This window comes from Paraburkholderia sp. CNPSo 3272 (assembly GCF_024206495.1).
In the GTDB taxonomy this organism is placed as follows: domain Bacteria; phylum Pseudomonadota; class Gammaproteobacteria; order Burkholderiales; family Burkholderiaceae; genus Paraburkholderia.
Map to the genome: position 1 here is coordinate 1 of NZ_JAMBPQ010000045.1, position 26,224 is coordinate 26,224.

A 26,224-nucleotide genomic window follows, 5' to 3' on the forward strand; every position below is an offset into this window, starting at 1 on the left:
GGCGATGAGGGGGGCGCGGGGGGCGCGGTGGCGGAGTCGGCCGCCCGCCGCCCTGCTGCACTTCCACGTACGGCGCGACGACGTAGGGCTGCGACGAATCCGGCGCGAGACCCGCCGGTTGCACCGCCTGAACCATCGGCTCGTGCGAGAGCGGCGCGTTTTGCAGCACCAGCCCCGGTTGACCGTCGCTGATCCCTCTTTGTGTATCCAGAATGAGCGGCTGCCCGGCATGCACGCCGGCGCTGGCGCACGCCATGACGACGGCAATCAGGCCTGCACGCGCAACAGAAAAACCACGCAACGCGCGGCGAGGCAATACCGGCGTGCGGTGGGAAATACGGTCTTGCACCATGAACGGCCCCCGGAGAGAAAGCGACACCATTGCGATGACGGCTCGTCGCAAAAAAGACTTTACCTTACCCCGGTGGGAAGGCTCAGACTCTGTTCCATCGGCGGTGCAGAAATGACAAAGCCCCGCCGATGCGGGGCTTGAGATCGTGCTGCTTCAACCCGGCTAGAGCCCGGCGGAAATTGGCTTACAGCGAGTTGTAGCCGTTCGTTTCGATCGAACGAAGGCGCTGCTCGAGCTGGACGATATCGGCCGACGAGGCGAGATACGCTTCGCGACGACGACGTTCAGCAGTTTCAAACCAGTTGCTCAGCTTTTCAAGAAGGAATGCAAACATGACGGTGTGCTCCAAGGATTCGGTTCGGCGATCCCCGGTGAATTCGCATCAGGGATAACCCTCATCAGGGATAACCCGTATTGTAGCGGTTGCACCGAACTTTGCTAGTGAATTGCCCGAATGCTGTGCATTCCATTCTGGAATGACCCATCGGTGCGGATCGGCAACATCATGTTTTATCGACACAATTTCCGGCGGATTCGCCGAGAGTTGGCGGCAATCCCGTTGTATCGCACCAATACGGTGCACGCGCCCAATGCGGTTGCGTCAATTTGCCCGCCGCGGTTGCACCTGCGTTCTGTGAACGTGGCCGGGCTCGTGGCAGTCTTCCGGGGCAACGTCGGCAAGCCGTTCGATGATCGGACAGTCGGGCCGGTCGTTGCCCTGGCAGTGCGAGGCCAGGTGGGCGAGCGTATCGCGCATCTGAGAGAGCTCGGCGATGCGCTGGTCGAGTTCCGCGACATGTTCGAGCGCGATGGACTTGACCTCGGCGCTCGCGCGGGAACGGTCGTGCCAGAGCGCCAGCAGGCGCCGGATGTCCTCTACCAGAAAGCCGAGCCGGCGCGCCTGGCGGATGAAGCGCAGCGAATGCACTTCTTGCGCGCCATAAACCCGGTAGCCGAACTCCGTGCGCCCTTTGGGCACCAGCAGCCCGACACTTTCGTAGTACCGGATCATTTTTGCCGTGACACCCGATTCACGCGCCGCTTCGCCGATGTTCACGCCGTTCTCCCGCTGTCTGGTCAATCGTTTGATCACTGCTCTGAGCGTACACCTTCCCACAATGGGAAGGTCCAGCGCGACAACCGGACCCCGCTGGCATAATCCGCCGGCGGCCTCACATCGAGTAACAAGCCTCAATCTCTGAAAAAGGAACACACGATGATCCAGTTCAACGTCGAAGGCATGAGCTGCCAGCACTGCGTAGGCGCGGTCACGCGCGCGATCCACGAACACGACGCGCAAGCCAGGGTCGAGATCGATCTGCCCGCGGGCCGCGTGAAGGTCGAATCGAGCCAGAGCGCCGAAGTCCTGAAGTCGGCGATCGACGAAGCCGGCTACACCGTCGTCGGCACGGCCAGCGTCTGACGGGCCGAGCCATGTTCAAGGTTGCCGTGATCGGCGCGTCTGGCCTGCTCGGGCGCGCCCTGGTGCGCGAACTCGCCGCCGTGACCACCTGGCAAGTCGTGCCGACCGCGTTCCGTCACGGCGGCCCGCAGCAGACTGTGCTCGACGTGCGCGACGCGCAGGCCGTGAACGCCTTCGTCGAGCGCGAGGCGCCCGACGCGATCGTGCTGGCCGCCGCCGAGCGCCGCCCCGACGTGTGCGAGCACGATCCGGCGGCGGCGCGCGCGCTCAACGTCGATGCGGTGCGCAGCGTCGCCGCGGCGGCGCGGCGGCGCGGCGCGTGGGTGCTCTCGATCTCCACCGACTACGTCTTCGACGGCTCCGAGCCGCCGTACCGCATCGACGACACGCCGAATCCGCTCAACGCCTACGGCCATAGCAAGCTCGAAGGCGAGCGGGCCTTGCTCGAGACCAGCGACAACGCCCTCGTGCTGCGCCTGCCCTTGCTGTACGGGCCGATCGTCGGCTGGCACGAATCGGCGGTCACGAGTCTCGTGCCGGCCATCGTCGCTTCGGTAGAGCCCGGGGCGCAGCCGGCGCCGATGGACGCGTGGGCCACGCGCTACCCCACTTTCACGCCCGACGTGGCGTTCGTGATCCGCGAACTGTTGCTGCGCTGCGCCGACGGCACGCCGGTGCGCGGAGTCGCGCAGTGGTCCGGCGACGAGCCGATGACGAAGTACGACATCGCCCAACGGATTGCACAGGCACTTGGCGTAGAGGCGCGTCTGCTCGCACAGCCGACGCCCACCGACGCCACACCGCGTCCGCGCGACTGTCATCTCGATTCGAGCCGCCTCGAAACGCTGGGGATGGGGCGCTGCACGCCGTTCGACGCGGCGATTCGCGCCGTGCTCGACGCGTTCATGAGAGACGGCGGGCAGCGCGACGCGTAGCGGCGAGCCGGCTGCTCAACGGCGAATAGTCAGTGAAAATTGCGGCTCTCCGTCGCGAGCCGCCCGAGCAGCCGGCTGTGGTCCTCCAGCCGGTGCGCCACGAGATGCACGACCTCGCCCTCGCGCTGCACCACGCCCGCCACCGCCAGCAGCGAAGACCCTAGCAGTTCCTTGCGCTGCGACTCGACGAGCGATGCGTGCACGATCACGTTGACGCTGCCGGTCTCGTCCTCGAGCGACACGAAGATCGTGCCGTTCGCCGTGCCCGGCCGCTGCCGCACCGTCACGATCCCGCACACGCGCGCGAGCATGCCGTGCCGGCAGTGCGCCAGTTGCTCCGCCGTGCGAAAACGCTGCTTCGCGAGGCCGTGGCGCAGCAGTTCGAGCGGATGGCGATTGAGCGTGAGGCGCAGGCTCGCGTAATCGGCGACGATTTCCGCGCCTTCGGAGGCGCGCGGCAACGCAAGCGGCGCTTCGGCCACGGGCGCATCGCGCAACAGCGCCGGCACCGCGTGCTGCGCGGTCACGGCCCACCACGCCTCGCGCCGGTGGCCCGCGATGCTCGCGAGCGCGTTCGACGCCGCCAGCGCTTCCAGCTCGCGCCGCGTGAGCGCCGCGCGGCGCGCGAGATCGTCGACATCGGTGAACGGCGCACGATCGCGCGCCTCAATCACACGCCGCGCGGCATCTTCGGAAAAGCCCTTGATGAGACTGAAGCCGAGCCTTACGGCCGGGCCGCCGCGTCCATAGCGCGGCGGCGCAAGCGTAATGCGCGTGCGCACGACGCGCTTGAGGCCGTCCATGAACCTGTGCCGCCGACCGCCGCGCTTGAGCGTGCCCCTGCGCGTCAACGCGACCGCGCCCAGCAGCGCGCGATAACGCAACCCCTCGGCGTTGCGCGCGCGAACCGCCTCATCGTCGAGCCGCTCGCCGGGTGCGCCGCGCTGCTCCAGCACCGACGCCCAGTCGCTCAACGCAATATCGGGCGCACGCACCTGCACGCCATGACGCTTCGCATCCTGCACGAGCTGGGAAGGCGAATAGAAACCGAGCGGCTGACTATTCAGCAGTCCTGCCAGAAATGCGGCGGGCTCGTAACGCTTGAGCCACGAACTCGTGTAGACGAGCAGCGCGAAACTCGCCGCATGGCTTTCCGGAAAGCCGTAGTCGCCGAAACCCTCGATCTGCTTGCAGATGCGCTCGGCGAATTCCGGCGAGTAGCCCTTCTTGAGCATGCGCTGCGTGAGATCGGCCTGATACGGCCGCAGGTCTCCATCGCGCCGCCATGCGGCCATCGCGCGGCGCAGCTTGTCGGCTTCCTCACCGGTGTAGTCCGCGGCGACCATCGCGAGATGCATCACCTGCTCCTGGAAGATCGGCACGCCGAGCGTGCGTTCGAGCACCGGGCGCAATTCTTCCTTCGCATATTCCACCGCCTCGTCGCCGTGCCGGCGCTTGAGGTACGGATGCACCATGTCGCCCTGGATCGGCCCCGGCCGCACGATGGCCACCTGGATCACGAGGTCGTAGTACGTGCACGGCCGCAAACGCGGCAACATGCTCTGCTGCGCGCGCGACTCGATCTGGAACACGCCGACCGTATCGGCCCTGGCGCACATGCGATACACCGCCGGGTCCTCGACCGGAATGTCCTGCACGCGCATCTCGGGCAGCCCGCGCCTGAGCGCCACGAATTCAAGCGAGCGGCGGATCGCCGAGAGCATGCCGAGCGCGAGCACGTCCACTTTCAACAGCCGCAGCGCGTCGATATCGTCCTTGTCCCACTCGATCACGTAGCGGTCCTTCATCGCCGCGTTTTCGATCGGCACGAGGCGCGAGAGCTTGTCGCGCGCGATCACGAAACCACCCACGTGCTGCGAGAGATGGCGCGGAAAACCGCGCAGCTCGCGCGTGAGGCCGATGAGCTGTTGCGTCACGTGCGAGTCGGGCGAAAAGCCCGCTTCCTCCAGATGGCGCGCGATCGAATCGGGGCCGTCCCACCACTGATGCGCGCCCGAGAGCTTTTCGACGAGCGCATTGTCGAGGCCGAGCGCCTTGCCGACGTCGCGCAACGCGCTGCGCGAGCGATAGGTGATGAGCGTCGCGGCCAGCGCGGCGCGGCGCGTGCCGTACTTGCGGTAGATGTACTGAATGACTTCTTCGCGGCGCTGATGCTCGAAGTCGACGTCGATGTCGGGCGGCTCGTTGCGCGCGCGAGAGAGAAAACGCGCCACGAGCATGTTCATGCGCACGGGGTCGATCTCCGTGATCTTCAGGCAGTAGCAAACCACCGAGTTCGCCGCCGAGCCGCGCCCCTGGCACAGGATCTTCTGATCGCGCGCGAAGCGGACGATGTCGTGCACCGTGAGAAAGTACTTCTCGTACTTCAGCTCGCCGATGAGCCCGAGTTCCTGGTCGATCTGATCCCGGCGCTTGTCGTTCAGGCCGTCGGGCCAGCGCTCCAGTGCGCCCTTGATCACGAGCTTGCGCAGCCACGACTGGGGCGTCTCGCCGGGCGGCACCAGTTCCTCGGGATATTCGTAGGCCAGCTCGCCAAGCGAAAACGTGCAGCGGCACGCGACGTCGAGTGTCGCGTCGAGCGCCTCGCGCGGATAAATCGCGCCAAGCCGCACGCGCGAGCGCAAATGCCGCTCCGCATTCGCTTCCAGCGCGCGCCCGCACGAAGCGAGCGGCTTGCCGATACGGATCGCGCTCAGCGTATCCTGCAACGGCTTGCGCGAACGGGCGTGCATCAGCACGCCGCCCGCCGCGACGAGCGGCAGGCCGCTCTCCTGCGAGACGTGGCGCAGCACTTCGATCTGCGTGTCGTCGCCGCCGGTTTGCCAGAGTTCGAGCGCGAGCCAGGCGCGCTCGGCCGCGAAGCCCGCGAGCCAGTGCGCGGCGCGCAGCGTTTGCGCGAGCGTGGCCGCGCGCCGCGGCACGAGCAGCAATACGCATTCGCGCAAGTGCTTCAGATGCTCGAATCCCGGCTCGGGCTCGGTGAAATCGGCGGGATGCACGCGATAGCTGCCCTTTGCCGCCCGCGAGCGCGCCAGCGTGATCAGCTCGCAGAGGTTGCCGTAGCCTTCGCGTGTCGTTGCGAGCGCAACGATCGTGCAGAACGGTGCGCCATGTTCGTCGACGAGATTCAGCTCGCTGCCGATCAGCAGGTGCAGCGACGGCTCGAACGGGCCCAGGGCCGCGGCGGCGGCATGGCCGCCGCGGCCCTGGGCCTCGCGCACGGCTTCGTCATACGCTTTTTTGCGCGCCTCGTCGTATTCGTTGAGCGCGCTCCAGGCGCGCACGACGCCCGCGAACGAGCATTCGTCGGTGATCGCGAGCGCGCGGTAGCCGTGGCGGATCGCCTGCTCCACCATCTCGCCCGGGCGCGACGCGCCATGCAGGAAGGTGAAATTGGTCAGGCAGTGCAGCTCGGCGTAGTCAGGCAGCTGCGCGGCCAACTGCGCCGGCAACTGTGGAGGCGACGACGCGCCCGTCCCGCTGATCGACATGATTCCTGAAACCCGAAAGAACGACGAATAAGCGCTAGCCGAACAGCCCTTGCAGATACCACTGGCCGCCAATGCGCTCGCGATACAGCCAGAACATGCGGCCCTGGTCGTCGGCGGCGACATAGTAGTCGCGCCCGACGCCCTCGCCGTCCCACCAGCCGGACTCGATGCGCTCGGTGCGCGTGAGCGTCTTCAGCGGCCGTCGATAAACGGGCCGCTCGCCGCGCGTCGCGAGCTTGAGCGGCTTTTCGAGCAGCCACGCGGGACGCGGCTGGGTCGGCAGCGGCACCTCCGGCAGGTCGAAGGCGCTTTGCACGGGCGCGCTCGCGCCGGCTTCCTGCTGCGGCTTGCCTGCCTTGCGCGGCTTGCGCGTACGCTTCGCGCCGCTCTCGCGGTAAGGCCGCGCCGACATCGCCAGTTCGGGCCGGTGATCGTCCTCGACGAAAAGCTGCAGCACGTTCTGCTCGCCAAGCCGCGCGCCGATGCGCTCGAAGAGCTGCCCGAGCGACGCCTCGGCAGCCTCGGCCATCGGAAAGAGCGTGTCGGTAGGCGCCGCATATTCGCTCACCTGCGAGGCGACGAGCGCAAGGCCGATCACGGGCGCGGCGAGCTCGGTCTGATTCAGGCGCTCGCGAAGCAGCCACAGCAGATGCTCGGCGTCGCGCGAAGGCGATGCCCAGGCGATCGTGAGCGTCGAGGTGCGCGGTGCGTGACGCGAAGCCAGTTCGTGCTCCAGACGCAGCTCGAAGCCGCTCAACGCCGCGTGCTGTGCAGCCAGCCAGCCGGCCAGCTGCATCACGAGCCGGCGCGCGGCAAAGAGGAGCGCCTCCGCGCTCTCCACGCGCGCCTGCAATTCGAGCGACGCGTGAAACGACGGCGGCGCGGCAAACCAGACGCGCGGATCGGGCGCCTCGCCGCGCGCCTGCGCGAGCCAGCGGAGCACGCCGTCGCCGAAACGCCGCACGATGCCGTCGCGCGGCAGCCGCCGCAAGTCGCCGAGCGTCGCGCAGCCGATCTGCGTGAGCGCGTGGTCGTGCTGCGCGGCGAACGGCGCAAGCGTGACCGGCAGTGAGTCGAGCACGCGCGCGAGCGTCGTTTCCTTGAGCACGTGCCAGCGGCGCGACGAACGCGTGACGTGCGCCTGCGCGAGCGTCCACGCCCCCCATGCCGTGGGCGCACACGCCATGCGCGCGGCGTGCCCGCAGCCGGCCACCGTCGCCGTGACCCTGGCGAGCAGCGCACGCACGCCGCCGAACAGACGCAAGCCCGAGCCGACTTCGAGCAACAGCGTGTGCGACTGCGCGAACGACACCTTGGGCGTATAGGCGAGCAACGCGAGCGCGAGCGCCTCGAACGCGCGGGTCTCGCGCGCCGGATCGGCTTCGAGCAGCACGAGCCCCGGCGCGAGCGCAAGCGCATGCGAGCGCGTGTTGCCGGGCTCGACGCCTGCGCGCCGCGCATCGAGATCGGGGATCAGGATGCGCGTATGGTCGGCGAGCGCGTAGCAGCGCGGCGCGCCGGCGACATCGGCATCGACGCTTTCAGGCAGAAGCGGCGTTGACGGCGCCGGCGGCATCAGAGGTCTGACGGCCTCCAGCGGCAACAACGGCAAGGTGACGGCGATCCACAGCATGATTGACCCCGGGCCACGGCATGACGACGGAAGCTGCGTCCGGCTGGGGCAGCACCGCGTCCTGCAGCGGCAATGTAATGACGAGTGGCTGGGCGGGCGGCGGCCCGCGGCGCTTGAAAATATCGACGGAGAGCGCAGCGAGCTGCATCCATTGCCGGCGGTTCAGGTTCGCGTCGTCGGGCGGCGGCACCGGCGAACAGGTCATGCGCAGCGGCGCCGGCGACGACTGGTTGCGCGCGGCGAGCGGCCGCACGAGAAACGCGAGCGCCTGCGAATCCTGGGCGGCGACCTGCAGACGGCGCACGGCGTCGGCGCGCGCCTTCGTCTGCCAGAGCAGCACGGCGCCCATGCCTTCCTGCTTGAGCGCCTGCTCGGCCACCCAGGCGGCCTCGCCTTCGGCCGCGCGCACCCAGATCACGCGTTCGAGCGCGAGCCCCCATGCCTTGAGCGCGCAGGCGTATGGGCGCCACGGCGGCGCGACGAGCAGCACGTGCCGGCCCGCCTGCGCGGTGAGCGCGCGCAGCGCCGGCGCGACGAGCCGCATCTCGCCCACGCCGCCCTGCTCGACGAGCAGCTCGGTCAGGCTGCCCGAGGGCCAGCCGGCGCCGGGGAGCTGGTCGTCGAGCGTAGCGTGGCCGCTCGGCACCGTGCGCTCGCTAGCTCGCGCGAGCTGATCGCCTTGCCACACGCGGCTTTGCAGCCGGGGGGGCAAGTGCGCGGCGAGTTGCGCGGTGGTCTGCGCAGTGATCTGGGCTGCTGCTGCCATGGTTCGTGGCCTGATTGATGGGAACGCTCCGCCCTGCCCGGCAAGAAATGGGGCATCGGCAGGAAGGAGGTCGACTCGCCTCCACCTGTATATTTATACAGTATTTTTGGAGATTGGAGGAGGCGGAAATTGGGGATGGGTCATTTTGCGATCCATTGCAAAATGCTGATCCAGGCTCTTGCGCGATGGATCGGCCGCCGGACGTCGTGCTGACGTCCGGGGCAAACGCCGCTTAATGCTCACCGCCAGCCCGACGCGGGCTGGCCCACTGCGATAAACGGCGCGGGGTTAGTCGCTATCAGGACGCCGACGTCAAATCGAGCGCCACGGCTTGCGCCACTTCGATGCCGTCGATGGCCGCCGAGTAGATACCACCGGCATACCCGGCGCCTTCGCCGGCCGGATACAGGCCTTCGACGTTCATGCTCTGGAAATTGTCCTTGCGCCGAATGCGCAGCGGCGACGACGTGCGCGTCTCCACGCCGGTGAGCACGGCATCGTGCATCGCGAAGCCTGCGATCTTCCTGTCGATCTGAGGCAGGGCCTCACGGATGGCTTCGATCACGTAGTCGGGCAGCGCGGTGCTGAGATCGGTCGGGTGCACACCCGGCTTGTAAGACGGCACCACGGAGCCGAGCGACGTCGACGGACGGCCGGCGATAAAGTCGCCGACCAGCTGGCCCGGCGCCTGATAGTTGCCGCCGCCGAGTTCGAATGCCCGCTCTTCCCACTTGCGCTGGAAGGCGATACCCGCGAGCGGACCGCCCGGATAGTCCTCCGGCGTGATGCCGACGACGATGCCCGCATTTGCGTTGCGCTCGGCCCGCGAATACTGGCTCATGCCATTGGTGACCACGCGGCCGGGTTCGGAGGTCGCCGCGACCACCGTGCCGCCCGGGCACATGCAGAAGCTATAGACCGCCCGCCCATTGTTGGCGTGATGCACCACCTTGTAGTCGGCCGCGCCGAGTTGCTTGTGGCCCGCAAACTTGCCGAAACGGCTGCGATCGATCACTCCCTGCGGATGCTCGATCCGAAAGCCCAGCGAAAACGGCTTGGCTTCCATGAAAACGCCGCGATCGTGCAGCATCTCGAACGTGTCGCGGGCACTGTGGCCGACGGCCAGCACCACGTGGTCGCACGGCAGCGTCTCCCCGTTCGAAAGCTTGAGCGCGCGCACCTTGCCCTGTTCGATTTCGATGTCTTCGACGCGGCTTTCGAAGCGCACCTCACCGCCCAGCTCGTGGATGGTGGCGCGCATTTTTTCCACCATGCTCACGAGACGGAACGTGCCGATGTGCGGCCGGCTCAGATACAGGATGTCTTCCGGCGCGCCCGCCTTGACGAACTCCTCGAGCACCTTGCGGCCATAGTGGTGCGGATCCTTGATCTGGCTGTACAGCTTGCCGTCGGAGAACGTCCCGGCCCCGCCTTCGCCGAACTGCACGTTGGATTCGGGGTTGAGCACGGACTTTCGCCACAGCCCGAAGGTGTCCTTGGTGCGCTCGCGCACGGCCTTGCCGCGTTCGAGGATGATGGGACGAAAACCCATCTGCGCGAGGACCAGTCCCGCGAACAAGCCGCAGGGCCCCATGCCGATCACCACCGGACGCGCACGCGTCGAGTGCTCGGGGGCCTTGGCGACAAAGCGGTAGGTCATGTCCGGCGTGATGCCGCAATGCGGCTTGCCGGCGATCCGCCTGAGCGCGGCCGTTTCGTCCTTGACTTCGACGTCGACGATATAGGTCAGCTTGATATCCGAGCGCTTGCGTGCATCGTGCGCACGGCGGAATACGGTGTAACGCACGAGCGCATCCGTCCCCACGCCGAGATCCGCGAGGCGTCCCCGAATCGCGGCTTCAAGTTCGCTTTCGGCGTGGTCGAGGGGGAGTTTGACTTCGGATAAACGTAACATGGCTGCCAGGGTGCGATCGCCACCGGGACTGTGGCCGATCCGTATTTTATAAGCTCGGCGGCTTTTCCAATGGAACGCAAGCCGGACGACGAAACGCGAGCGCGTATGACCCAACGTGGGAGAAAAACAAAAAGGGGCTACAGGCCAATGGCGTGTAACCCCTCGGTATTGCTGGTCGGAGCGATAGGATTCGAACCTACGACCCTCTGATCCCAAATCAGATGCGCTACCAGGCTGCGCTACGCTCCGACGAATCAATGATTGTATCGGTAATGATGCCGCGCCGTCAAATCCGAGCGAATCATAAAGCCAAAAAAGAGATCGACCTCACGCGCTTGCCGCAGACCAGCCAGGCGTGCACCATGACAGCAAACGCCGTACGTCCACCCATATAACCAGACAAGGAGACGTCATGCATCTCATCCTCTGGCGCCACGCCGAAGCCGAAGACATCGCCGCCAGCGACCTCTCCCGCCAGCTCACCACGCGCGGGCGCAAGCAGGCGCAGAACGTCGCGCGCTGGCTGCGCGCTCGCCTGCCCCACGACGCGGTGATCCTCGCCAGCCCCGCCACCCGCACCATCCAGACCGCCGAGGCGCTCACCGATCAATATCGCGTCGTGCGCGAACTCGCCCCCGACGCGAGCGTCGAGCAGGTGCTGACCGCCGTCGGCTGGCCCGAGGGCCTCGCGTCCACGGTCGTCGTGGTCGGCCATCAGCCCACGCTCGGCGAAGTCGCGGCGCGGCTGCTCTCGGGAGGCGCCGATTCGCGCAGCTGGGCCGTGAAGAAGGCCGGCGTGCTGTGGCTCGCGAGCCGTGAGCGCGACGGCGGCGACCAGGCCGTCCTGCACGCCGCCATCACGCCTGACCTCGTTTAGCCCTCCGCCCCCGCCTGCGCCTGCCCACCGGGCCGCCTGTACGCGGCCCCACAGCGCTTCAAGCCCACTTCCAAACGCTCCCGCCGCCCCCGGTTTTTCGGGCCCACTCGTGCGTCTGTCTTACGCCACGTCATCGAATCGTCATTGCGATTTCATGGAAACGTAACCGCGTATTACTACATTGCCGGAAAAGTTCTCTTACTTCCGACCAGGACGCCCCATGCGAGATCTGCCGACGCCCACCCTGCCGTTCGCCTCGACGCTGTTCGAGTCGAACCGACGCTTGCCGCGTGCCGAAGAAACGGTCACCGCGCAGCATCGGCTGCAGGTGGCCTGGGCTCGCACCGACGAGGAACTGCGCGAGGCGCAGCGCCTGCGCTACCGCGTTTTCGCCGAAGAGATGGGCGCACGCCTGACCGGCCCCGCCGGCCTCGACGTCGACGCCTTCGACGCCTACTGCGATCACCTGCTCGTGCGCGACCTCGACACGCTCAAGGTCGTCGGCACCTACCGCGTGCTGCCGCCGCACCAGGCGGCGCGCATCGGCCGCCTGTATGCCGAAAGCGAATTCGACGTCTCGCGCCTCGCGCATCTGCGCCCGAAAATGGTCGAGGTGGGCCGCTCGTGCGTGCATCCCGACTACCGCAGCGGCTCGGTCATCATGTCGCTGTGGGGCGGTCTGGGCGGCTATATGCAGCACAACGGCTACGAGACGATGCTCGGCTGCGCGAGCGTCGCCATGGCTGACGGCGGCCACTACGCGGCGAACCTGTACTGCGCGCTCGGCGCGAACGCGCTGACGGCGCCCGAGTACCGCGCATTCCCGCACACGCCGCTGCCCGTCGAGGAACTGCGCACCGGCACGCCCGCCGTGCCGCCGCCGCTCATCAAGGGCTACCTGCGCCTTGGCGCGAAAATATGCGGTGCGCCCGCCTGGGACCCCGACTTCAACACCGCCGACTTCCTCACGCTCTTCCGCCTCTCGGAAATCAACGAGCGTTACGCGCGCCACTTCCTCGGCGAAGCCGTCACGCGCTAAGGCCTCATCTGCCCTTCGTTGGGCAAATTCCGCGGGCAAAGCCAGTGGACAAAAAAGCCCGGCTCACCAACGAGCCGGGCTTTTTAATCGGCGAGACGCGCAGCGCGCGACGCTCACTCCTCCGTATAGACCACGCGATACGGAATGCCGATTTTGCCCCATTCCGCCGCTTCCTGAACGAGGTTGTAATCGGTGAGCGGATTGTTCTGGACCCAGGCATTGGGCAGCAACACTTCGTAGCCGTTGCCCTCCTCCACCACCTTGATGTGCGGCAGGCCGACATCGGCGCGGCGGCGCGTGAGCAGCGCGGCGAGGCGCAGACAGAACAGCAGCGTCCATTCCACATCGCGTGTTTGCGAGAGCTTGCCGAGCTTGCCCACGTGGCCGAGCACGAGCGCGGCGAGGCGCGCCTGATCGGTGCGCGAGAAGCCGGGCATGTCGGCGTTGCTGGCGATGTAGGCCGAATGCTTGTGATACGCGCTGTGCGAGATGGAAAGCCCGATTTCGTGCAGCGACGCCGCCCATGCGAGGAACATGCGGTTCTCTTCGCGGCGCTCCTCGTCGGGCTCCTCGAACTGGTCGTAGAACTTCACGGCCAGCTCGCCAATGCGCCCCGCCTGCGCGCGATCCACGCCGTAGCGGCGCATGAAGCCCTCCACCGTGACCGTACGCATGTCCTCGTGCTGCGAGCGACCCAGCAGGTCGTAGAGCACGCCCAGGCGCAGTGCGCCGTCCGTGGTATCGACGTAGTCGATGCCGAGTTCCTCGAACACCGCGATCATGATCGAGAGACCGCCCGCCAGCACCGGAATGCGGTCGGGCTTGAGCGCGACGAGCTTGAGCCGGTTGACGTTCTCGGCCTTGATGAGCGCGCGCTTCAGGCGCTCGAGGCCGCCGCGCGAAATGCCATGCGAGACGCCGGGATCGTTGAAGCCGTTCGCCTCGACGAGTTCCGCGAGCGCGCGCGCCGTGCCCGACGAGCCGATCGCCTGGTCCCAGCCGGTCTTGCGATAGTCGGCGGAAATGATCTGGATTTCGCGCGTGGCCGCGAGCTCGGCCTGGCGCATGGTGTACTCGTCGACGTTGCCCGAGGGGAAGAACTGGCGGCTATGGCTCACGCAGCCGATATAGAGGCTTTCCATGCGGATCGGCGTGTAGTGCGCGCCGATGATGAACTCCGTCGAGCCGCCGCCGATGTCCACTACGAAGCGCTTGCCCGCGCTCGCCGGCACTGAGTGCGCGGCGCCCGCATAGATGAGACGCGCTTCTTCTCGCCCCGCGATCACTTCGATCGGGAAACCGAGCGCGGCTTCCGCCTCGGCGAGGAACTCGCGCGCGTTCTTGGCGACACGCAGCGTATTGGTCGCCACCGCGCGCACCTGGTCGGGATGGAAGTCGCGCAGCCGCTCGCCGAAACGCTTGAGCGCATCCCAGCCGCGCACCTGCGAGGCGCGGTCGAGCAGTTTGTCCCTCGAGAGGCCGGCCGCGAGGCGCACCGGTTCGCGCAGCGCGTCCACCGGGTAGATCTGGCTGCCGGCGTCGGTTTCCTCGACGCGGCCTACGATCAGACGAAAGCTGTTCGAACCGAGATCGACGGCGGCAAGCAGTTGGGGATTGGTGACCATCGAGGGGGCAGGCTCCATGCGTGCATACAGAGACGAACGCGCGGCCATGCGGGCTTGTTGCGCCGCCGCCGCGCGGTCCAAATGCGTCATTTTAAGCGTAGCCGACTTCACCATGTCGCTCCTCGCATTCGTCATGACCATGGGTACTTTTACCCAGCGTGCATGTTCGCAACGCGACTTGTCGATTTCGTGAAAATGCGGCGTAAAATTTATGACACTTCGAATGTCACAATAAAGTCATATTACTGTGAGAATTTCCGAGCGTCCGTTCGAATCCATTCCTGACATTCCGTTTTCATTGCCGATGTCCATCCGCTATCCCCTACTCAATCGCGAACTGGGCATTCTGGGATTCAATGAGCGCGTGCTCGCACAGGCGTCCGATCCCGCTGTTCCTTTGCTGGAGCGCTTGCGCTTCATCTGTATCACCAGCAGCAACCTCGACGAATTCTTCGAAGTCCGTATGGCCGGGCTTCAGGAGCAGATGCGCGACAACCCGGGCGTGCTCTCGCCCGACGGCATGTCGCTGCAGCACGTGTACGACCTCGTGGTCGAGCGCGCGCAGCGTCTCGTGCATCGCCAGTACCGCATGCTGCACGACACCGTGCTGCCCGCGCTCGAACAGGAAGGCATCTACTTCCACGGCACCGACGCCTGGAACGAAGCGCAAACCGCATGGGCGCGCAAATATTTCTTCGACGAACTGCTGCCCGTTCTCACGCCCATCGGGCTCGATCCCGCGCACCCGTTCCCGCGCGTGCTCAACAAGAGCTTGAACTTCGTGGTCGAACTCGAAGGCAAGGACGCATTCGGGCGGCAGGCCGTCATGGGCATCGTGCAGGCGCCGCGCGCGCTGCCGCGCCTCGTGCGCATGCCGCAGGAGCTTTCCGGCTTCCAGCACGGCTTCGTGCTGCTCGGCTCGCTCTTGCAGCGCTTCGTGGGCGAGCTGTTCCCGAGCCTCGTCGTGCGCAGTTGCAACCAGTTCCGCATCACGCGCAACAGTGAACTCTTCGTCGACGAGGACGAAATCACCAACCTGCGCGTGGCGCTGCAGGGCGAACTGCCCGCGCGCCACCTGGGCAATGCGGTGCGGCTCGAAGTGTCGGCGGAAACGCCCCCGCATCTCGTGAAACGCCTGCTCGACGAAAGCGGTCTCGACGAAAAAGACTGCTATTTCGTCGATGGCCCCGTGAATCTCGTGCGGCTCATGCAGTTGCCCGAGATGGTCGATCGCCCCGACCTCAAGTTCGTGCCGCACGTGCCCGCCATTCCGCGGCGCATCGCCGCGAACAGCAACATGTTCGATGTGATCGATCAGGGCGACGTGCTCCTGCATCATCCGTACGAGAGCTTCCAGCCCGTGCTCGAACTGCTGCTGCAGGCCGCGAACGATCCGAACGTGGTCGCGATCAAGCAGACGATCTACCGCACCGGCACCGACTCGCCGCTCATGGACGCGCTCATGCAGGCCGCGCGCAACGGCAAGGAAGTGACCGTGGTGGTGGAGCTGCTCGCGCGCTTCGACGAAGAGACCAACATCAACTGGGCCGCGCAGCTCGAAGCCGTGGGCGCGCACGTGGTGTACGGCGTGGTGGGCCACAAGTGCCACGCCAAGATGATGCTGATCGTGCGCCGCGTGCCCGTGAACGGCCGCATGGTGCTGCGCCGCTACGTGCACCTGGGCACGGGCAACTACCATCCGCGCACCGCGCGCCTCTATACCGACTTCGGCCTCATGACCTCGGAGCCGAAGATGTGCGAGGACGTGCACCACGTCTTCCAGCAGCTCACAGGCATCGGCGGCGAGCTGCAGCTGCACGATCTGTGGCAGTCGCCGTTCACGCTGCATCCGAAGATGATTGAGGCGATCCGCAACGAAGCCGACGCCGCGCGCGCGGGCAAGAAGGCACGCATCGTCGCGAAGATGAACGCGCTGCTCGAGCCGACCGTGATCGACGAGTTGTACGAAGCATCGCAGGCCGGCGTGAAGATCGATCTGATCATCCGCGGCGTGTGCTCGTTGCAGCCGGGCGTGCCCGGGCTCTCCGAGAACATCACGGTGCGCTCGATCGTCGGGCGTTTCCTCGAACACCATCGCATCTACTACTTCTATGCGGGCGGCAAGGAAGAAGTCTACCTGTCCAGCGCGGACTGGATGGATCGCAACCTGTTCCGTCGCGTCGAAGTGGCGTTCCCGATCCACGACCGCAGGCTCAAGCGCCGCGTGATCGCCGAAGGGCTTTCCACTTTCCTCGGCGACAATCAATCGGCGTGGCTCATGCAAAGCGACGGCCACTATCGCCGCCGGCGCGCGGGCAAGGCCGTGCGTAATGCCCAGTTGAGCTTGCTGGCGAAGTTCTGTCCGTGATGCCTTGACGGAGCAATAACGCCGAACGCAAAAAAGCCGCTTCGAATGAAGCGGCTTTTTCAATCGCGGCGGCGCTTCGTTACACCGGCGCCGGCTGCCGTCTAGTCGTGCGCGCGGTCGGGAAGCGCACCGTGAACGTGCTGCCCCGCCCTTCCTCGCTCTTCACTTCGAGCGCCGCGTCGTGACGCTGCAGCACGTGCTTGACGATCGCGAGACCCAGTCCGGTGCCGCCCGTGTCACGAGAGCGGCTGCGATCCACGCGATAGAAGCGCTCGGTCAGGCGCGGAATATCGGCGGCAGGAATGCCGAGGCCGCTGTCGGTGACCGCGAAGACTGCGCTGCCGTGTTCCGCGCGCCACGACAGATGCACCGTGCCGCCGTCCGGCGTGTAGCGCACCGCGTTGGTCGCCAGATTGCCGAGCGCGCTCATGATCTCGGTTTCGGAACCGGTGACGCTCAGTCCATCGTCGAAATCGGCCGTGATGCGGTGACGCCCGCCCGAGAGGCTTTCGGCGTCCTCGCGCACGTGCCCGAGCACCGCGCGCATATCGACCATGTGGTCGCCGGGCTGGCGCCCCTCGCCTTCGAGCTTGGCGAGCACGAGCAGATCGGTGACGATGTGGCGCATGCGCGAGGCCTGTTGCTCCATCAGCTCCAGGTAGCGGTTGCGCTCGGCTTCGCCAAGGGGCAGCTCGCGCATCGTCTCGAGGAAGCCGGAGAGCACCGTGATCGGCGTCTTCAGTTCGTGGGAGACGTTGGCCACGAAGTCGCGCCGCATGGCGTCGGTGCGCTCGAGTTCCGTGATGTCCTGCGACAGAATGAGCTTGCGGTTCTCGCCGTACGGAAACACCTGCACCGAGATCACGTTCTGACGCTTCGCACCCATGCCGCGCATGATCAGCATGTCCTTGTAATCGTGCGAATTGAGGTAGCGCACGAAGTCGGGCTGACGCACGAGATGCGTGATGTGCTGTCGCAGGTCGCGCCTGGCGTCGAGGCCGAAGTGAACTTCCGAGATCGCGTTGCACCACTCGATCTGGTCGTGGTCGTCGAGCATGGCGACGCCGTTGGGCGAAGCCTGAATCGCCTGGATAAAGCGCGAATGCTGCTGCTCCACCTGGCGCACCTGAGCGTGCCAGCGCTTCGCGAGCTTATGCAGACGGTAGTAGATTTCGCCCCAGATGCCGGGAGCGCTCGGCACTTCGCCGTAGACCGGCGCGTCGAGCAGGCGCCACAGACGCTGCTTGTGAAACGTGCTGAAGAGCATTTGCGCGAGCAGCGCCAGCACGGCGATGCTCAGCGCGATCTTGACGCCGAAAATCGCGCCGATACCCGCGCAAATGAGCGCGAGCAACACGATCGATACGAGGGAGCGCGCCCAGATGATGTTCATGTTCCTGCGATCGAAGAAAAATACGGTCGGATGCGGGCACGCGACATCGAGTTGCTACACACGGATACCGGCGGCAGTGAAACGGTCGCGCCGCCCGGTGACTCACCCCGCGGCGCGGCCATTGATCGAGCTTAGGCGCTCTTGGCGAGACGGTAGCCGCTGCCGCGCACCGTTTCGATCATAGCATCGCACCCTGCCGGCTTGAGAGCGGCGCGCAGACGCTTGATATGCACGTCCACCGTGCGCTCTTCCACGAACACGTGATCACCCCACACCTGATCGAGCAGTTGCGTGCGGCTGTGCACGCGCTCGGGATGCGTCATGAAGAAGTGCAGCAGGCGGAACTCGGTCGGGCCGAGATCGAGCTTGATTTCCGAGCCTTCGGCGGCGGCGGCCACGCGGTGCGTGGCCGGATCGAGCTTAAGACCGTTGATCGCCACCACGTCTTCCGTAAGCTGCGGCGCGCGGCGGCGCAGCACCGCCTTGATGCGCGCCATCAGCTCCTTGGGCGAGAACGGCTTCGTCACGTAGTCGTCAGCGCCGATTTCGAGGCCGAGCACCTTGTCCTGCTCGTCGCCGCGCGCGGTCAGCATGATGATCGGAATGTGCTTCGTGCGTTCGTTGTTGCGCAGATCGCGCGCGAAGTTCACACCCGACTTGCCCGGCAACATCCAGTCCAGCAGGATGAGATCGGGCAGCACATCGCTGATCAGGTTCTGCGCCTGCTCCGCGTTGTAGGCGCGGATCGGGCAGTGGCCTGCGTGCTGCAGGTTCACCGAAATCAGCTCGGAAATGGCGGGCTCATCTTCGATGACGAGAATGCTGCTAGGCATCGGCACCTCTTGACCTTGTTACCTATGGAGTGAATTAGCTGAGCGCTTCGCGTTCGAGCGCGTCGCGCGACTTGTGGCGCACGTCGGTGCCCTTCACGATGTAGATGATGAATTCCGCGATGTTCTTCGCGTGGTCGCCGATCCGCTCGATCGCCTTGGCGATGAACAGGTAGTCGAGGCCCACCGAAATCGTGCGCGGATCTTCCATCATGTAGCTCACGAGCTTGCGCACGAACGCGCGGAATTCCTCGTCGATCGCCTTGTCGTCGCGCACGATCTGCGCGGCAGCCACGGTGTCGAGCCGCGCGAACGCGTCGAGTGCACGGCGCAGGATCGACACGGCCATTTCGCCCGAGACCTTGATCTCGGCGATGTTGACGGCGCGCGAAGCGCCGTCTTCCATCAGGCGCTTGGTGCGCTTGGCGATCTTCTCGGCTTCGTCGCCGGCGCGCTCGAGGTTCGTGATGGTCTTCGAGATGGCGAGTACGAGGCGCAGGTCACGCGCGGCCGGCTGGCGGCGCGCGATGATGTTGCTGCACTCTTCGTCGATCTCGACTTCCATCGTGTTGAGGCGGTCTTCAGCGGCGATCACGCGCTCGGCGGCGGCGCTGTCGAACTCGTTCAATGCCTGCATTGCCGTGATGATTTGCGATTCGACGAGCCCGCCCATTTCGAGGACCTTCGACGAAATGAGGTTCAAATCGGCGTCGAACTGACTGGACAAGTGTTTGTCGGACATGATTTGCTCCCTGCAACGATCAGCCGAAGCGGCCGGTGATGTAGTCTTCCGTTTCCTTGCGGACCGGCTTGATGAAGATCTTTTCGGTGTCGCCGAACTCGATCAGCTCACCAAGGTACATGTAAGCAGTGTAGTCCGAGCAACGCGCGGCCTGCTGCATGTTATGGGTGACGATCACCACCGTGTAATCGCTCTTGAGTTCCGCGATCAGTTCTTCGATACGGCCCGTGGAAATCGGGTCGAGCGCCGAGCACGGCTCGTCGAGCAGCAGCACCTCGGGGCGGATCGCAATGCCGCGCGCGATACACAGGCGCTGCTGCTGGCCGCCCGAGAGGCCGTAGCCGCTCTGGCCGAGCTTGTCCTTCACTTCGTTCCACAGCGCGGCCTTGGTGAGCGCCCATTCCACGCGGTCATCCATTTCCGGGCGCGAAAGCGATTCGAACATCTTTACGCCGAACGCGATGTTGTCGTAAATCGACATCGGGAACGGGGTCGGCTTCTGGAACACCATGCCGATGCGTGCGCGCAGGAGCGAGATGTCGCGCTTCGTGGTCAGCAGGTTTTCGCCGTCCATGAGGATCTCGCCCTCGGCACGCTGCTCCGGATAGAGCGCGTACATCTTGTTGAACGTACGCAGCAGCGTGGACTTGCCGCAGCCCGAAGGGCCGATGAACGCCGTCACCTTGCCTTCGGGAATCTGCAGGTTGATGTTCTTCAGCGCGTGATACTTGTTGTAGAAGAAGTTCAGGTCCTTGACTTCGATCTTCGGCTTGCCGAGGGCCGGCAGGCGGCCGTTCTGAGCGGGGTCGAAGCCGGACGGCGCAGTACCGTGCGCATCGGTGTTGAGGTGACTCTCTGCCATGTTCATCGGGAACTCCGCCCTTGCTTACTTATTCGAAAAGATCGTGCGCGCGAGGATGTTCAAACCCAGCACGCCCAGCGTGATCAGGAAGACACCGGCCCACGCAAGCGATTGCCACTGCGAAAACGGGCTCATCGCAAACTTGAAGATCGTGACCGGCAGGTTCGCGATCGGTTGATTCATGTTCGCGGTGAAGAACTGGTTCGACAGCGCGGTGAAGAGAAGCGGCGCGGTTTCGCCTGCAATACGCGCAACCGCCAGCAGCACGCCCGTCACGATACCGGCGATCGACGCCTTCAACGTGATCGACATCACCATCTTCCACTTCGGCGTGCCGAGCGCGAATGCCGCTTCACGCAGGTTGTTCGGCACGAGCTTGAGCATGTTCTCGGTCGTGCGAATCACGATCGGAACCTGCAGCAGTGCGAGCGCGATCGCGCCGGCCCAGCCGCTGAAGTGGCCCATCTTCGCCACGACGAGTGCGTAGACGAACAGGCCCACGACGATCGAAGGCGCCGACAGCAGAATGTCGTTGATGAAGCGCGTGACGCCCGCGAGCCAGCCCTTCTGGCCGTATTCGGCGAGATAGATGCCCGCGAGAATGCCGATCGGCGTGCCGACGAACGTTGCGATCGCAACGAGCAGCAGACTGCCGACGATGGCGTTGGCGAGACCGCCGCCATCGGTGTTCGGCGGCGGCGTCGACTGCGTGAACAGATCCACCGAAAGACCGCCGATGCCGAGCGAAATCGTCGTGTAGAGAATCCACACGAGCCAAAGAAGGCCGAACGCCATGGCGGCAAGCGAGAGCGTGAGCGCGATCGCGTTGGTCACACGGCGGCGGCGCTGCAGCTTGTCGCGCATGCGATCAAGTTCGGTGCCGTAAATCGCACCCGGAATTTTCATCATCGGTTCGCTCATCGCGCACCCTCCGCTTTTTCAAGGCGCAGCAACATGAGCTTCGAGATCGACAGCACGATGAACGTGATCACGAACAGGATCAGGCCGAGTTCCATCAGCGCGGCGGTGTGCAGGCCCGGGCTCGCTTCCGCGAACTCGTTGGCAAGCGCCGAGGTGATGCTGTTGCCCGGCGAAAAGAGCGACACGTTGTCGAGCAGGTTCGTATTGCCGATCACGAACGTGACGGCCATCGTCTCGCCGAGCGCGCGGCCGAGACCCAGCATCACGCCGCCGATCACGCCGGTCTTGGTGAACGGCAGCACGATCTTCCACATCACTTCCCAGGTCGTGCAGCCAATGCCGTAGGCCGACTCCTTGAGCAGCACGGGCGTGACTTCGAACACGTCGCGCATGACCGACGCGATATACGGAATGATCATGATCGCGAGAATCACGCCGGCGCACAGAATGCCGATGCCGATGGGCGCGCCCTGGAACAGCGCGCCAACGATCGGCATGCCCCCGAGCAGCGAGCCGAGCGGCTTTTCGAACCACTGCGCGAAGATCGGCGCAAACACGAGCAGACCCCACATACCGTAGACGATCGAAGGGATCGCGGCGAGCAGTTCGATGGCGATGCCGAGCGGGCGGCGCAGCCACGCGGGCGAAAGCTCGGTGAGGAACAGCGCGATGCCGAAGCTCACGGGCACGGCGATGATGAGCGCGATGAGCGAGGTGGCGATCGTGCCGTAGATGGGCACGAGCGCGCCGAACTGCTCACTGGGTGGATCCCAGTCGGCAGTCCAGAGGAATGCGAAACCGAATTTCTGGATCGTCGGCAACGAGGCGATGATCAGCGACACGATGATGCCGCCGAGCAGCAGCAGCGTGACGATTGCGGCGAGGCGTGCGAGGCCGCCGAAAATGATGTCCCCTGCCGGGCTGGGCGCTTTTTGCTGCGCGGCGTTGCCGGGCGGGTTCGACACGAGCGGGACGTCGGACATGGTGACCTGGGTTCCAGTTGCCGCGAGCGCGGGGCTCACGACGTTGACGCAGCCGTGGGACTGCAGATCGCCCGGCTTGCGGCCGTGAACACTGACAGCCGGAAGGCGGGCGGCACATCATGGACAGCGCGGATTCAGGCAAGCCACAAGCGAACAGGCCGCGCGCGTCACGCGGCGGCCTTTTTTACACTTGCCTGACGCCTTGCTTACTCAGCGATCGGCTTGCCGCTCGCGTCCTTGACCTTCTCCTTCCACTGCGACTTGATTTCGCTCACGACCGACTGCGGCAGCGAGATGTAATCGAGGCTGTCAGCAGCCGGCGTGCCATTCTTGAACGCCCAGTCGAAGAACTTGAGCGTTTCCTTGCCCTGGTCCGGCTTGTCCTGTGCCGTGTGCAGCAGCACGAAGGTCGCGCCAACCACCGGCCATGCGTCCTTGCCCGGCTCGTTCGTGAGGATCTGGTAGAACGACTTCTTCCAGTCCGCGCCAGCGGCCGCTGCCTTGAACGTTTCCGTGTCCGGCTGAACCACAGCGCCCGACTCGTTCTTCATGGCAGTGTAGACCATGTGATTTTGCTTGGCGTACGCCCACTCGACGTAGCCGATCGCGCCCGGCAGACGCTGCACGAAGGCTGCGACGCCGTCGTTGCCCTTGCCGCCCGTACCCGTCGGCCAGCTCACGGTCGTGCCTTCGCCGACCTTGCTCTTCCAGTCGGGGTTGACCTTCGAGAGGTAATTCGTCCAGATGAAGCTGGTGCCCGAACCGTCGGCGCGGCGGACCACGGCGATGTCGAGGTCAGGCAGCTTGACCTTCGGGTTCAGCGCGACGATGGCCGGATCGTTCCACTTCTTGATCTTGCCGAGGTAGATGTCGCCGAGCACCGGGCCCGACAGCGTGACCTCGCCCGGCTTCACGCCCGGCACGTTGATCGCCGGCACGACGCCGCCGACCACCGTCGGGAACTGAAACAGGCCTTCCTTGGCCAGATCCTCGTCCTTCAGCGGAGCGTCCGAGCCTGCGAAGTCCACCGTCTTGGCTTGAATCTGCTTGATGCCGCCCGACGAGCCAATGCCCTGGTAGTTCACCTTGCCGCCGCCCGACTTTTGATAGGCATCCGCCCATTTCGTATAGATCGGTGCTGCGAAGGTGCTGCCCGCGCCGGTGATGTCAGCAGCCTGCGCTGCGATCGCGAAGAGCGCGCCAGCAACGCCAGCGAGCGCGGTTTGCATCAATTTCATGAGACCTCCAGTGTGTGAGCGGATGAACGACACCGCGAAGCTTAGGGGGTCTCTGTGACAGTACTGTGACGATTCATGAAGCGAACGTGACAGTTCGATTACTGGCTGAAAGGCGCGTGGAGATGCGTTTTGGGCGAGTTTGCACGCGCGTTTGCGTCATGGCCTGCCAGTGCTTCGGCAGCTGGAAAGCCGCCAGACGGGCGTCTCCCGGCCATGTAGGGGTCGGAGGGAAAAATTCGGGGAATTGCTCGAAAACGGTTTGCAAACGGTTCTGCCACTGTTTTAAACGTTTGCGTGCTTCCGTTGCAACGTCGAAAAAACGGCAAAAAAGATGAGTACGACGGGGCATCGCAACGTCGTGCTCATCGGTTTGATGCCGGCGCCGCTCAGCCGCGCGGCTTACTAGCCGGCGATCATGCGATCGAACGCTTCACCGCGCTGGCGATCGCCTCGGCGTAATGCATCGTGTCGCGCTCCTCGCGGGCCTCGACCATTACGCGCAGCACCGGCTCCGTCCCCGAAGCGCGGATCAGCACACGGCCCTTGCCCTTCAATTCCGCCTCGGCGGAAGCGATCGACTGCTGGATCTCGGCGTTGTCTTTCCAGTCGGCGCCCTGCGCGATGCGCACGTTGATGAGCTTCTGCGGAAACAGCTTCACGCCGTCGAGAAGTTGCGCGATCGTCTTGCCGCTGCGTTTCATCGCCGCTAGCACGAGCAGCGCCGAGACGATGCCATCGCCGGTCGTGTGGCGGTCGAGCGACAGAATGTGGCCCGAGCCTTCCGCGCCGAGCTGCCAGCCGCGCTCGCGCAGTTGCTCCAGCACGTAGCGGTCGCCCACGTTCGCGCGTACCAGCTGCACGCCGAGGCCTTCGAGCGCCTGCTCCACCGCGAGATTGGTCATGAGCGTGCCCACCGCGCCTTCCACCGTGCCGTCGGTTGCGATGCGGTCCTTCACGAGCACGTAGAGCAGTTCGTCGCCGTTGTAGAGGCGGCCCTGTGCATCGACCACCTGGAGACGGTCGGCGTCGCCGTCGAGCGCGATGCCGAGGTCCGCGTGATTCGCACGCACGGCGCGCACAAGCGCGTCGGGCGCGGTTGCGCCCACGCCGTCGTTGATGTTGAAGCCGTTCGGCGACACACCGATCGGAATCACGTCCGCGCCCAGTTCGTGGAACACGTGCGGCGCGATGTCATACGCCGCACCGTTGGCGCAATCGATCACGAGCTTCAGGCCGCGCAGATTGAACGCCTGCGGGAACGTGCTCTTGCAGAACTCGATGTAGCGCCCGCCCGCGTCGTGCAGGCGGCGTGCGCGGCCAAGCTGATCGGACGGCGCGCAGGCGAGCGGCCGCTCGAGCTGCGCTTCGATTAGCGTCTCCACCTCGTCGGGGAGCTTGTTGCCGTCGGCGGAGAAGAACTTGATGCCGTTGTCGTAGTAGGGATTGTGCGACGCGCTGATCACGACGCCCGCTGCGAGCCGCAGCGCGCGCGTGAGATAGGCGATGCCGGGCGTCGTCATCGGACCGGCCAGCATCACGTCGATGCCCGCAGCCGAAAGCCCCGCTTCCAGCGAGGCTTCGAGCATATAGCCCGAGATACGTGTGTCCTTGCCGATCAGCACGGACGGGCGCGGCCCGGACGCCGCAGCCGACCCAGCGAGCACCTTGCCCGCGGCATAGCCGAGCCGAAGCACGAAATCGGGCGTGATCGGCGCCTCGCCGACCTTGCCACGCACTCCATCAGTTCCGAAATAACGACGTCCCATCTTTCTACCCTCGGTTTGGTGCTGCTTTGTCCTGTATTGTGGCACCCGGATCCGCTGCGGCGCGTCTCGCGCCCGTCGGCGTTCTGCCGGGCAATGGCTCAGTCTTGTGAGTTCGACGTACCGACGGACATCGCGTCGCGCACCGCCGCCCAGATCCTGAGCGCGTCTATGGTGGGCGCCACGTCGTGCACGCGAATGATCGCCGCACCGCGCTCCGCCGCGCACACGGCCGCCCCCACGCTCGCCGCCACGCGTTCGGACGCGGGCCGGTTCACGAGCGCGCCGAGCATCGACTTGCGCGACATGCCGGCCAGGATCGGATACGGCGCGACGCCTGCCGCGACCTCTGGCGCCGTCTCGGCCAGGTGCGCGAGCAGCGCGTAATTGTGCCCGACCACCGACTTGCCGAAGCCAAAGCCCGGATCCACGCTGATGCGCGCCTTCGCCACGCCCGCCGCTTCGAGTTCCGCGCAACGTCGGGCGAGAAACTCGCGCACCTCTCGCACGACGTCAACGTAGTCGGGCTCGCCCAGCTGCATCGTCTGCGGCTCGCCGAGCATGTGCATCACACATAGCCCGCAGTCGCTCTCGCGCACGGCCTCGATTGCGCCGGGCATCCGGAAACCCCAGATGTCATTGATCATGTCGGCGCCTGCCGCAAGCGCCGCGCGCATGACCTCGGGCTTGTACGTGTCGATCGACAGCGGCACGTTCGCGCCCTTGAGTTTTTCCACTAGCGGGATCACGCGTTCGAGCTCCTCGTCGAACGGCACGGGCGGCGCGCCCGGGCGCGTCGATTCACCGCCGATGTCGATGATATCGACGCCGTCGAGCATCATCTGCTCGGCGCGGCGCAAAGCGTCGCCGAAAGCGATATAGCGACCGCCGTCCGAAAACGAGTCGGGCGTGGCGTTGAGAATGCCCATGACGAGCGGACGCTCGAACGTCAGCGTGAAGCGGCCGCACGCGAGCGGTTCAGGTGGGAGACTACCTTGCGAGGAGATGTTGGGCACGTCAGAAAACGTCAGATGTGTAACGAGATGC

Annotated in this window: 22 protein-coding genes and 1 tRNA gene; 5 read left to right on the plus strand and 18 right to left on the minus strand. The window is 65.5% G+C overall.

Annotation, left to right across the window (positions count from 1 at the left end; translation table 11 throughout):
- The 3 genes from M3I53_RS32420 to cueR form a co-directional block, all read right to left on the minus strand.
- A partial coding sequence (locus M3I53_RS32420; RefSeq protein WP_254319900.1) for a hypothetical protein occupies positions 1-352 on the minus strand: 352 nt, incomplete at its 3' end.
- Between the two features lie 184 nt (positions 353-536).
- Positions 537-686 carry a DUF3563 family protein gene (locus M3I53_RS32425; RefSeq protein WP_083245111.1) on the minus strand — a complete coding sequence of 50 codons (150 nt, stop codon included), beginning with the start codon at positions 684-686 and terminating at the stop codon, positions 537-539.
- Positions 687-953: 267 nt separating this feature from the next.
- Positions 954-1,409, minus strand: coding sequence for a Cu(I)-responsive transcriptional regulator (cueR, locus tag M3I53_RS32430; RefSeq protein ID WP_254319901.1), 456 nt, complete (start codon positions 1,407-1,409; stop codon positions 954-956).
- Between the two features lie 159 nt (positions 1,410-1,568).
- Between cueR and M3I53_RS32435 the strand changes: the two genes are divergently transcribed.
- Both M3I53_RS32435 and M3I53_RS32440 read left to right on the plus strand, forming a co-directional pair.
- Positions 1,569-1,775, plus strand: a complete 207-nt coding sequence (locus tag M3I53_RS32435) for a heavy-metal-associated domain-containing protein (RefSeq protein ID WP_254319902.1) — start codon at positions 1,569-1,571, stop codon at positions 1,773-1,775.
- An 11-nt stretch (positions 1,776-1,786) separates the two neighbouring features.
- Positions 1,787-2,710, plus strand: coding sequence for an SDR family oxidoreductase (locus tag M3I53_RS32440; RefSeq protein WP_254319903.1), 924 nt, complete (start codon positions 1,787-1,789; stop codon positions 2,708-2,710).
- Positions 2,711-2,739: 29 nt separating this feature from the next.
- Here M3I53_RS32440 and M3I53_RS32445 read toward each other — a convergent pair whose 3' ends face one another.
- The 5 genes from M3I53_RS32445 to M3I53_RS32465 all read right to left on the minus strand — a co-directional run bounded on the left by M3I53_RS32445 (position 2,740) and on the right by M3I53_RS32465 (position 10,785).
- Positions 2,740-6,222, minus strand: coding sequence for an error-prone DNA polymerase (locus M3I53_RS32445; RefSeq protein ID WP_254319904.1), 3,483 nt, complete (start codon positions 6,220-6,222; stop codon positions 2,740-2,742).
- Between the two features lie 34 nt (positions 6,223-6,256).
- Entirely contained in the window at positions 6,257-7,855 is a 1,599-nt protein-coding gene (locus M3I53_RS32450) for a DNA polymerase Y family protein (protein ID WP_254319905.1), read from the minus strand.
- Positions 7,764-8,621 carry a translesion DNA synthesis-associated protein ImuA gene (gene imuA / locus M3I53_RS32455; RefSeq protein ID WP_254319906.1) on the minus strand — a complete coding sequence of 286 codons (858 nt, stop codon included), beginning with the start codon at positions 8,619-8,621 and terminating at the stop codon, positions 7,764-7,766. Before imuA ends, M3I53_RS32450 begins: the two co-directional genes overlap by 92 nt.
- Before the next feature lie 298 nt (positions 8,622-8,919).
- A complete protein-coding gene (locus M3I53_RS32460) occupies positions 8,920-10,536 on the minus strand; it encodes an NAD(P)/FAD-dependent oxidoreductase (protein WP_254319907.1) in 1,617 nt (538 codons plus the stop codon).
- Between the two features lie 172 nt (positions 10,537-10,708).
- A tRNA-Pro gene (locus M3I53_RS32465) sits at positions 10,709-10,785 on the minus strand.
- Positions 10,786-10,948: 163 nt separating this feature from the next.
- On the opposite strand from M3I53_RS32465, the gene sixA reads away from it, so the two are divergent.
- Both sixA and M3I53_RS32475 read left to right on the plus strand, forming a co-directional pair.
- Positions 10,949-11,413 (plus strand): phosphohistidine phosphatase SixA, encoded by a 465-nt coding sequence (gene sixA / locus M3I53_RS32470; RefSeq protein WP_254319908.1) that lies wholly within the window; start codon positions 10,949-10,951, stop codon positions 11,411-11,413.
- Between the two features lie 220 nt (positions 11,414-11,633).
- Complete coding sequence (locus M3I53_RS32475) at positions 11,634-12,452, plus strand: GNAT family N-acetyltransferase (protein ID WP_069262530.1); 819 nt, start codon at positions 11,634-11,636, stop codon at positions 12,450-12,452.
- A gap of 113 nt (positions 12,453-12,565) precedes the next feature.
- Here M3I53_RS32475 and ppx read toward each other — a convergent pair whose 3' ends face one another.
- Positions 12,566-14,125 carry an exopolyphosphatase gene (ppx, locus tag M3I53_RS32480; RefSeq protein WP_375542616.1) on the minus strand — a complete coding sequence of 520 codons (1,560 nt, stop codon included), beginning with the start codon at positions 14,123-14,125 and terminating at the stop codon, positions 12,566-12,568.
- A 256-nt stretch (positions 14,126-14,381) separates the two neighbouring features.
- Between ppx and ppk1 the strand changes: the two genes are divergently transcribed.
- Positions 14,382-16,445 carry a polyphosphate kinase 1 gene (gene ppk1 / locus M3I53_RS32485; RefSeq protein WP_254319909.1) on the plus strand — a complete coding sequence of 688 codons (2,064 nt, stop codon included), beginning with the start codon at positions 14,382-14,384 and terminating at the stop codon, positions 16,443-16,445.
- 79 nt (positions 16,446-16,524) lie between these two features.
- Here ppk1 and phoR read toward each other — a convergent pair whose 3' ends face one another.
- The 9 genes from phoR to folP form a co-directional block, all read right to left on the minus strand.
- Positions 16,525-17,838, minus strand: coding sequence for a phosphate regulon sensor histidine kinase PhoR (phoR, locus tag M3I53_RS32490; RefSeq protein ID WP_254319910.1), 1,314 nt, complete (start codon positions 17,836-17,838; stop codon positions 16,525-16,527).
- Between the two features lie 131 nt (positions 17,839-17,969).
- Entirely contained in the window at positions 17,970-18,671 is a 702-nt protein-coding gene (gene phoB / locus M3I53_RS32495) for a phosphate regulon transcriptional regulator PhoB (protein ID WP_042261377.1), read from the minus strand.
- A gap of 34 nt (positions 18,672-18,705) precedes the next feature.
- Positions 18,706-19,410, minus strand: coding sequence for a phosphate signaling complex protein PhoU (gene phoU, locus M3I53_RS32500; RefSeq protein WP_254319911.1), 705 nt, complete (start codon positions 19,408-19,410; stop codon positions 18,706-18,708).
- 19 nt (positions 19,411-19,429) lie between these two features.
- Complete coding sequence (pstB, locus tag M3I53_RS32505) at positions 19,430-20,278, minus strand: phosphate ABC transporter ATP-binding protein PstB (RefSeq protein WP_254319912.1); 849 nt, start codon at positions 20,276-20,278, stop codon at positions 19,430-19,432.
- An 18-nt stretch (positions 20,279-20,296) separates the two neighbouring features.
- On the minus strand, positions 20,297-21,193 hold the full coding sequence (gene pstA, locus M3I53_RS32510) for a phosphate ABC transporter permease PstA (protein WP_254319913.1): 897 nt from the start codon (positions 21,191-21,193) through the stop codon (positions 20,297-20,299).
- On the minus strand, positions 21,190-22,176 hold the full coding sequence (gene pstC, locus M3I53_RS32515) for a phosphate ABC transporter permease PstC (protein ID WP_254319914.1): 987 nt from the start codon (positions 22,174-22,176) through the stop codon (positions 21,190-21,192). Before pstC ends, pstA begins: the two co-directional genes overlap by 4 nt.
- Before the next feature lie 206 nt (positions 22,177-22,382).
- Positions 22,383-23,414 carry a phosphate ABC transporter substrate-binding protein PstS gene (pstS, locus tag M3I53_RS32520; protein WP_254319915.1) on the minus strand — a complete coding sequence of 344 codons (1,032 nt, stop codon included), beginning with the start codon at positions 23,412-23,414 and terminating at the stop codon, positions 22,383-22,385.
- A 413-nt stretch (positions 23,415-23,827) separates the two neighbouring features.
- Positions 23,828-25,180, minus strand: a complete 1,353-nt coding sequence (glmM, locus tag M3I53_RS32525) for a phosphoglucosamine mutase (protein WP_254319916.1) — start codon at positions 25,178-25,180, stop codon at positions 23,828-23,830.
- A gap of 98 nt (positions 25,181-25,278) precedes the next feature.
- Positions 25,279-26,184 (minus strand): dihydropteroate synthase, encoded by a 906-nt coding sequence (folP, locus tag M3I53_RS32530; protein WP_254319938.1) that lies wholly within the window; start codon positions 26,182-26,184, stop codon positions 25,279-25,281.
- Positions 26,185-26,224: the final 40 nt, after the last annotated feature.

What these genes read in the sequence shown, in the direction of transcription:
- M3I53_RS32425 (WP_083245111.1), bottom strand. Translation starts at nt 686, where the DNA reads ATGTTTGCATTCCTTCTTGAAAAGCTGAGCAACTGGTTTGAAACTGCT.
- M3I53_RS32435 (WP_254319902.1), top strand. Translation starts at nt 1,569, where the DNA reads ATGATCCAGTTCAACGTCGAAGGCATGAGCTGCCAGCACTGCGTAGGC.
- M3I53_RS32440 (WP_254319903.1), top strand. Translation starts at nt 1,787, where the DNA reads ATGTTCAAGGTTGCCGTGATCGGCGCGTCTGGCCTGCTCGGGCGCGCC.
- M3I53_RS32445 (WP_254319904.1), bottom strand. Translation starts at nt 6,222, where the DNA reads ATGTCGATCAGCGGGACGGGCGCGTCGTCGCCTCCACAGTTGCCGGCG.
- M3I53_RS32450 (WP_254319905.1), bottom strand. Translation starts at nt 7,855, where the DNA reads ATGCTGTGGATCGCCGTCACCTTGCCGTTGTTGCCGCTGGAGGCCGTC.
- imuA (WP_254319906.1), bottom strand. Translation starts at nt 8,621, where the DNA reads ATGGCAGCAGCAGCCCAGATCACTGCGCAGACCACCGCGCAACTCGCC.
- M3I53_RS32460 (WP_254319907.1), bottom strand. Translation starts at nt 10,536, where the DNA reads ATGTTACGTTTATCCGAAGTCAAACTCCCCCTCGACCACGCCGAAAGC.
- sixA (WP_254319908.1), top strand. Translation starts at nt 10,949, where the DNA reads ATGCATCTCATCCTCTGGCGCCACGCCGAAGCCGAAGACATCGCCGCC.
- M3I53_RS32475 (WP_069262530.1), top strand. Translation starts at nt 11,634, where the DNA reads ATGCGAGATCTGCCGACGCCCACCCTGCCGTTCGCCTCGACGCTGTTC.
- ppx (WP_375542616.1), bottom strand. Translation starts at nt 14,125, where the DNA reads ATGGCCGCGCGTTCGTCTCTGTATGCACGCATGGAGCCTGCCCCCTCG.
- ppk1 (WP_254319909.1), top strand. Translation starts at nt 14,382, where the DNA reads ATGTCCATCCGCTATCCCCTACTCAATCGCGAACTGGGCATTCTGGGA.
- phoR (WP_254319910.1), bottom strand. Translation starts at nt 17,838, where the DNA reads ATGAACATCATCTGGGCGCGCTCCCTCGTATCGATCGTGTTGCTCGCG.
- phoB (WP_042261377.1), bottom strand. Translation starts at nt 18,671, where the DNA reads ATGCCTAGCAGCATTCTCGTCATCGAAGATGAGCCCGCCATTTCCGAG.
- phoU (WP_254319911.1), bottom strand. Translation starts at nt 19,410, where the DNA reads ATGTCCGACAAACACTTGTCCAGTCAGTTCGACGCCGATTTGAACCTC.
- pstB (WP_254319912.1), bottom strand. Translation starts at nt 20,278, where the DNA reads ATGAACATGGCAGAGAGTCACCTCAACACCGATGCGCACGGTACTGCG.
- pstA (WP_254319913.1), bottom strand. Translation starts at nt 21,193, where the DNA reads ATGAGCGAACCGATGATGAAAATTCCGGGTGCGATTTACGGCACCGAA.
- pstC (WP_254319914.1), bottom strand. Translation starts at nt 22,176, where the DNA reads ATGTCCGACGTCCCGCTCGTGTCGAACCCGCCCGGCAACGCCGCGCAG.
- pstS (WP_254319915.1), bottom strand. Translation starts at nt 23,414, where the DNA reads ATGAAATTGATGCAAACCGCGCTCGCTGGCGTTGCTGGCGCGCTCTTC.
- glmM (WP_254319916.1), bottom strand. Translation starts at nt 25,180, where the DNA reads ATGGGACGTCGTTATTTCGGAACTGATGGAGTGCGTGGCAAGGTCGGC.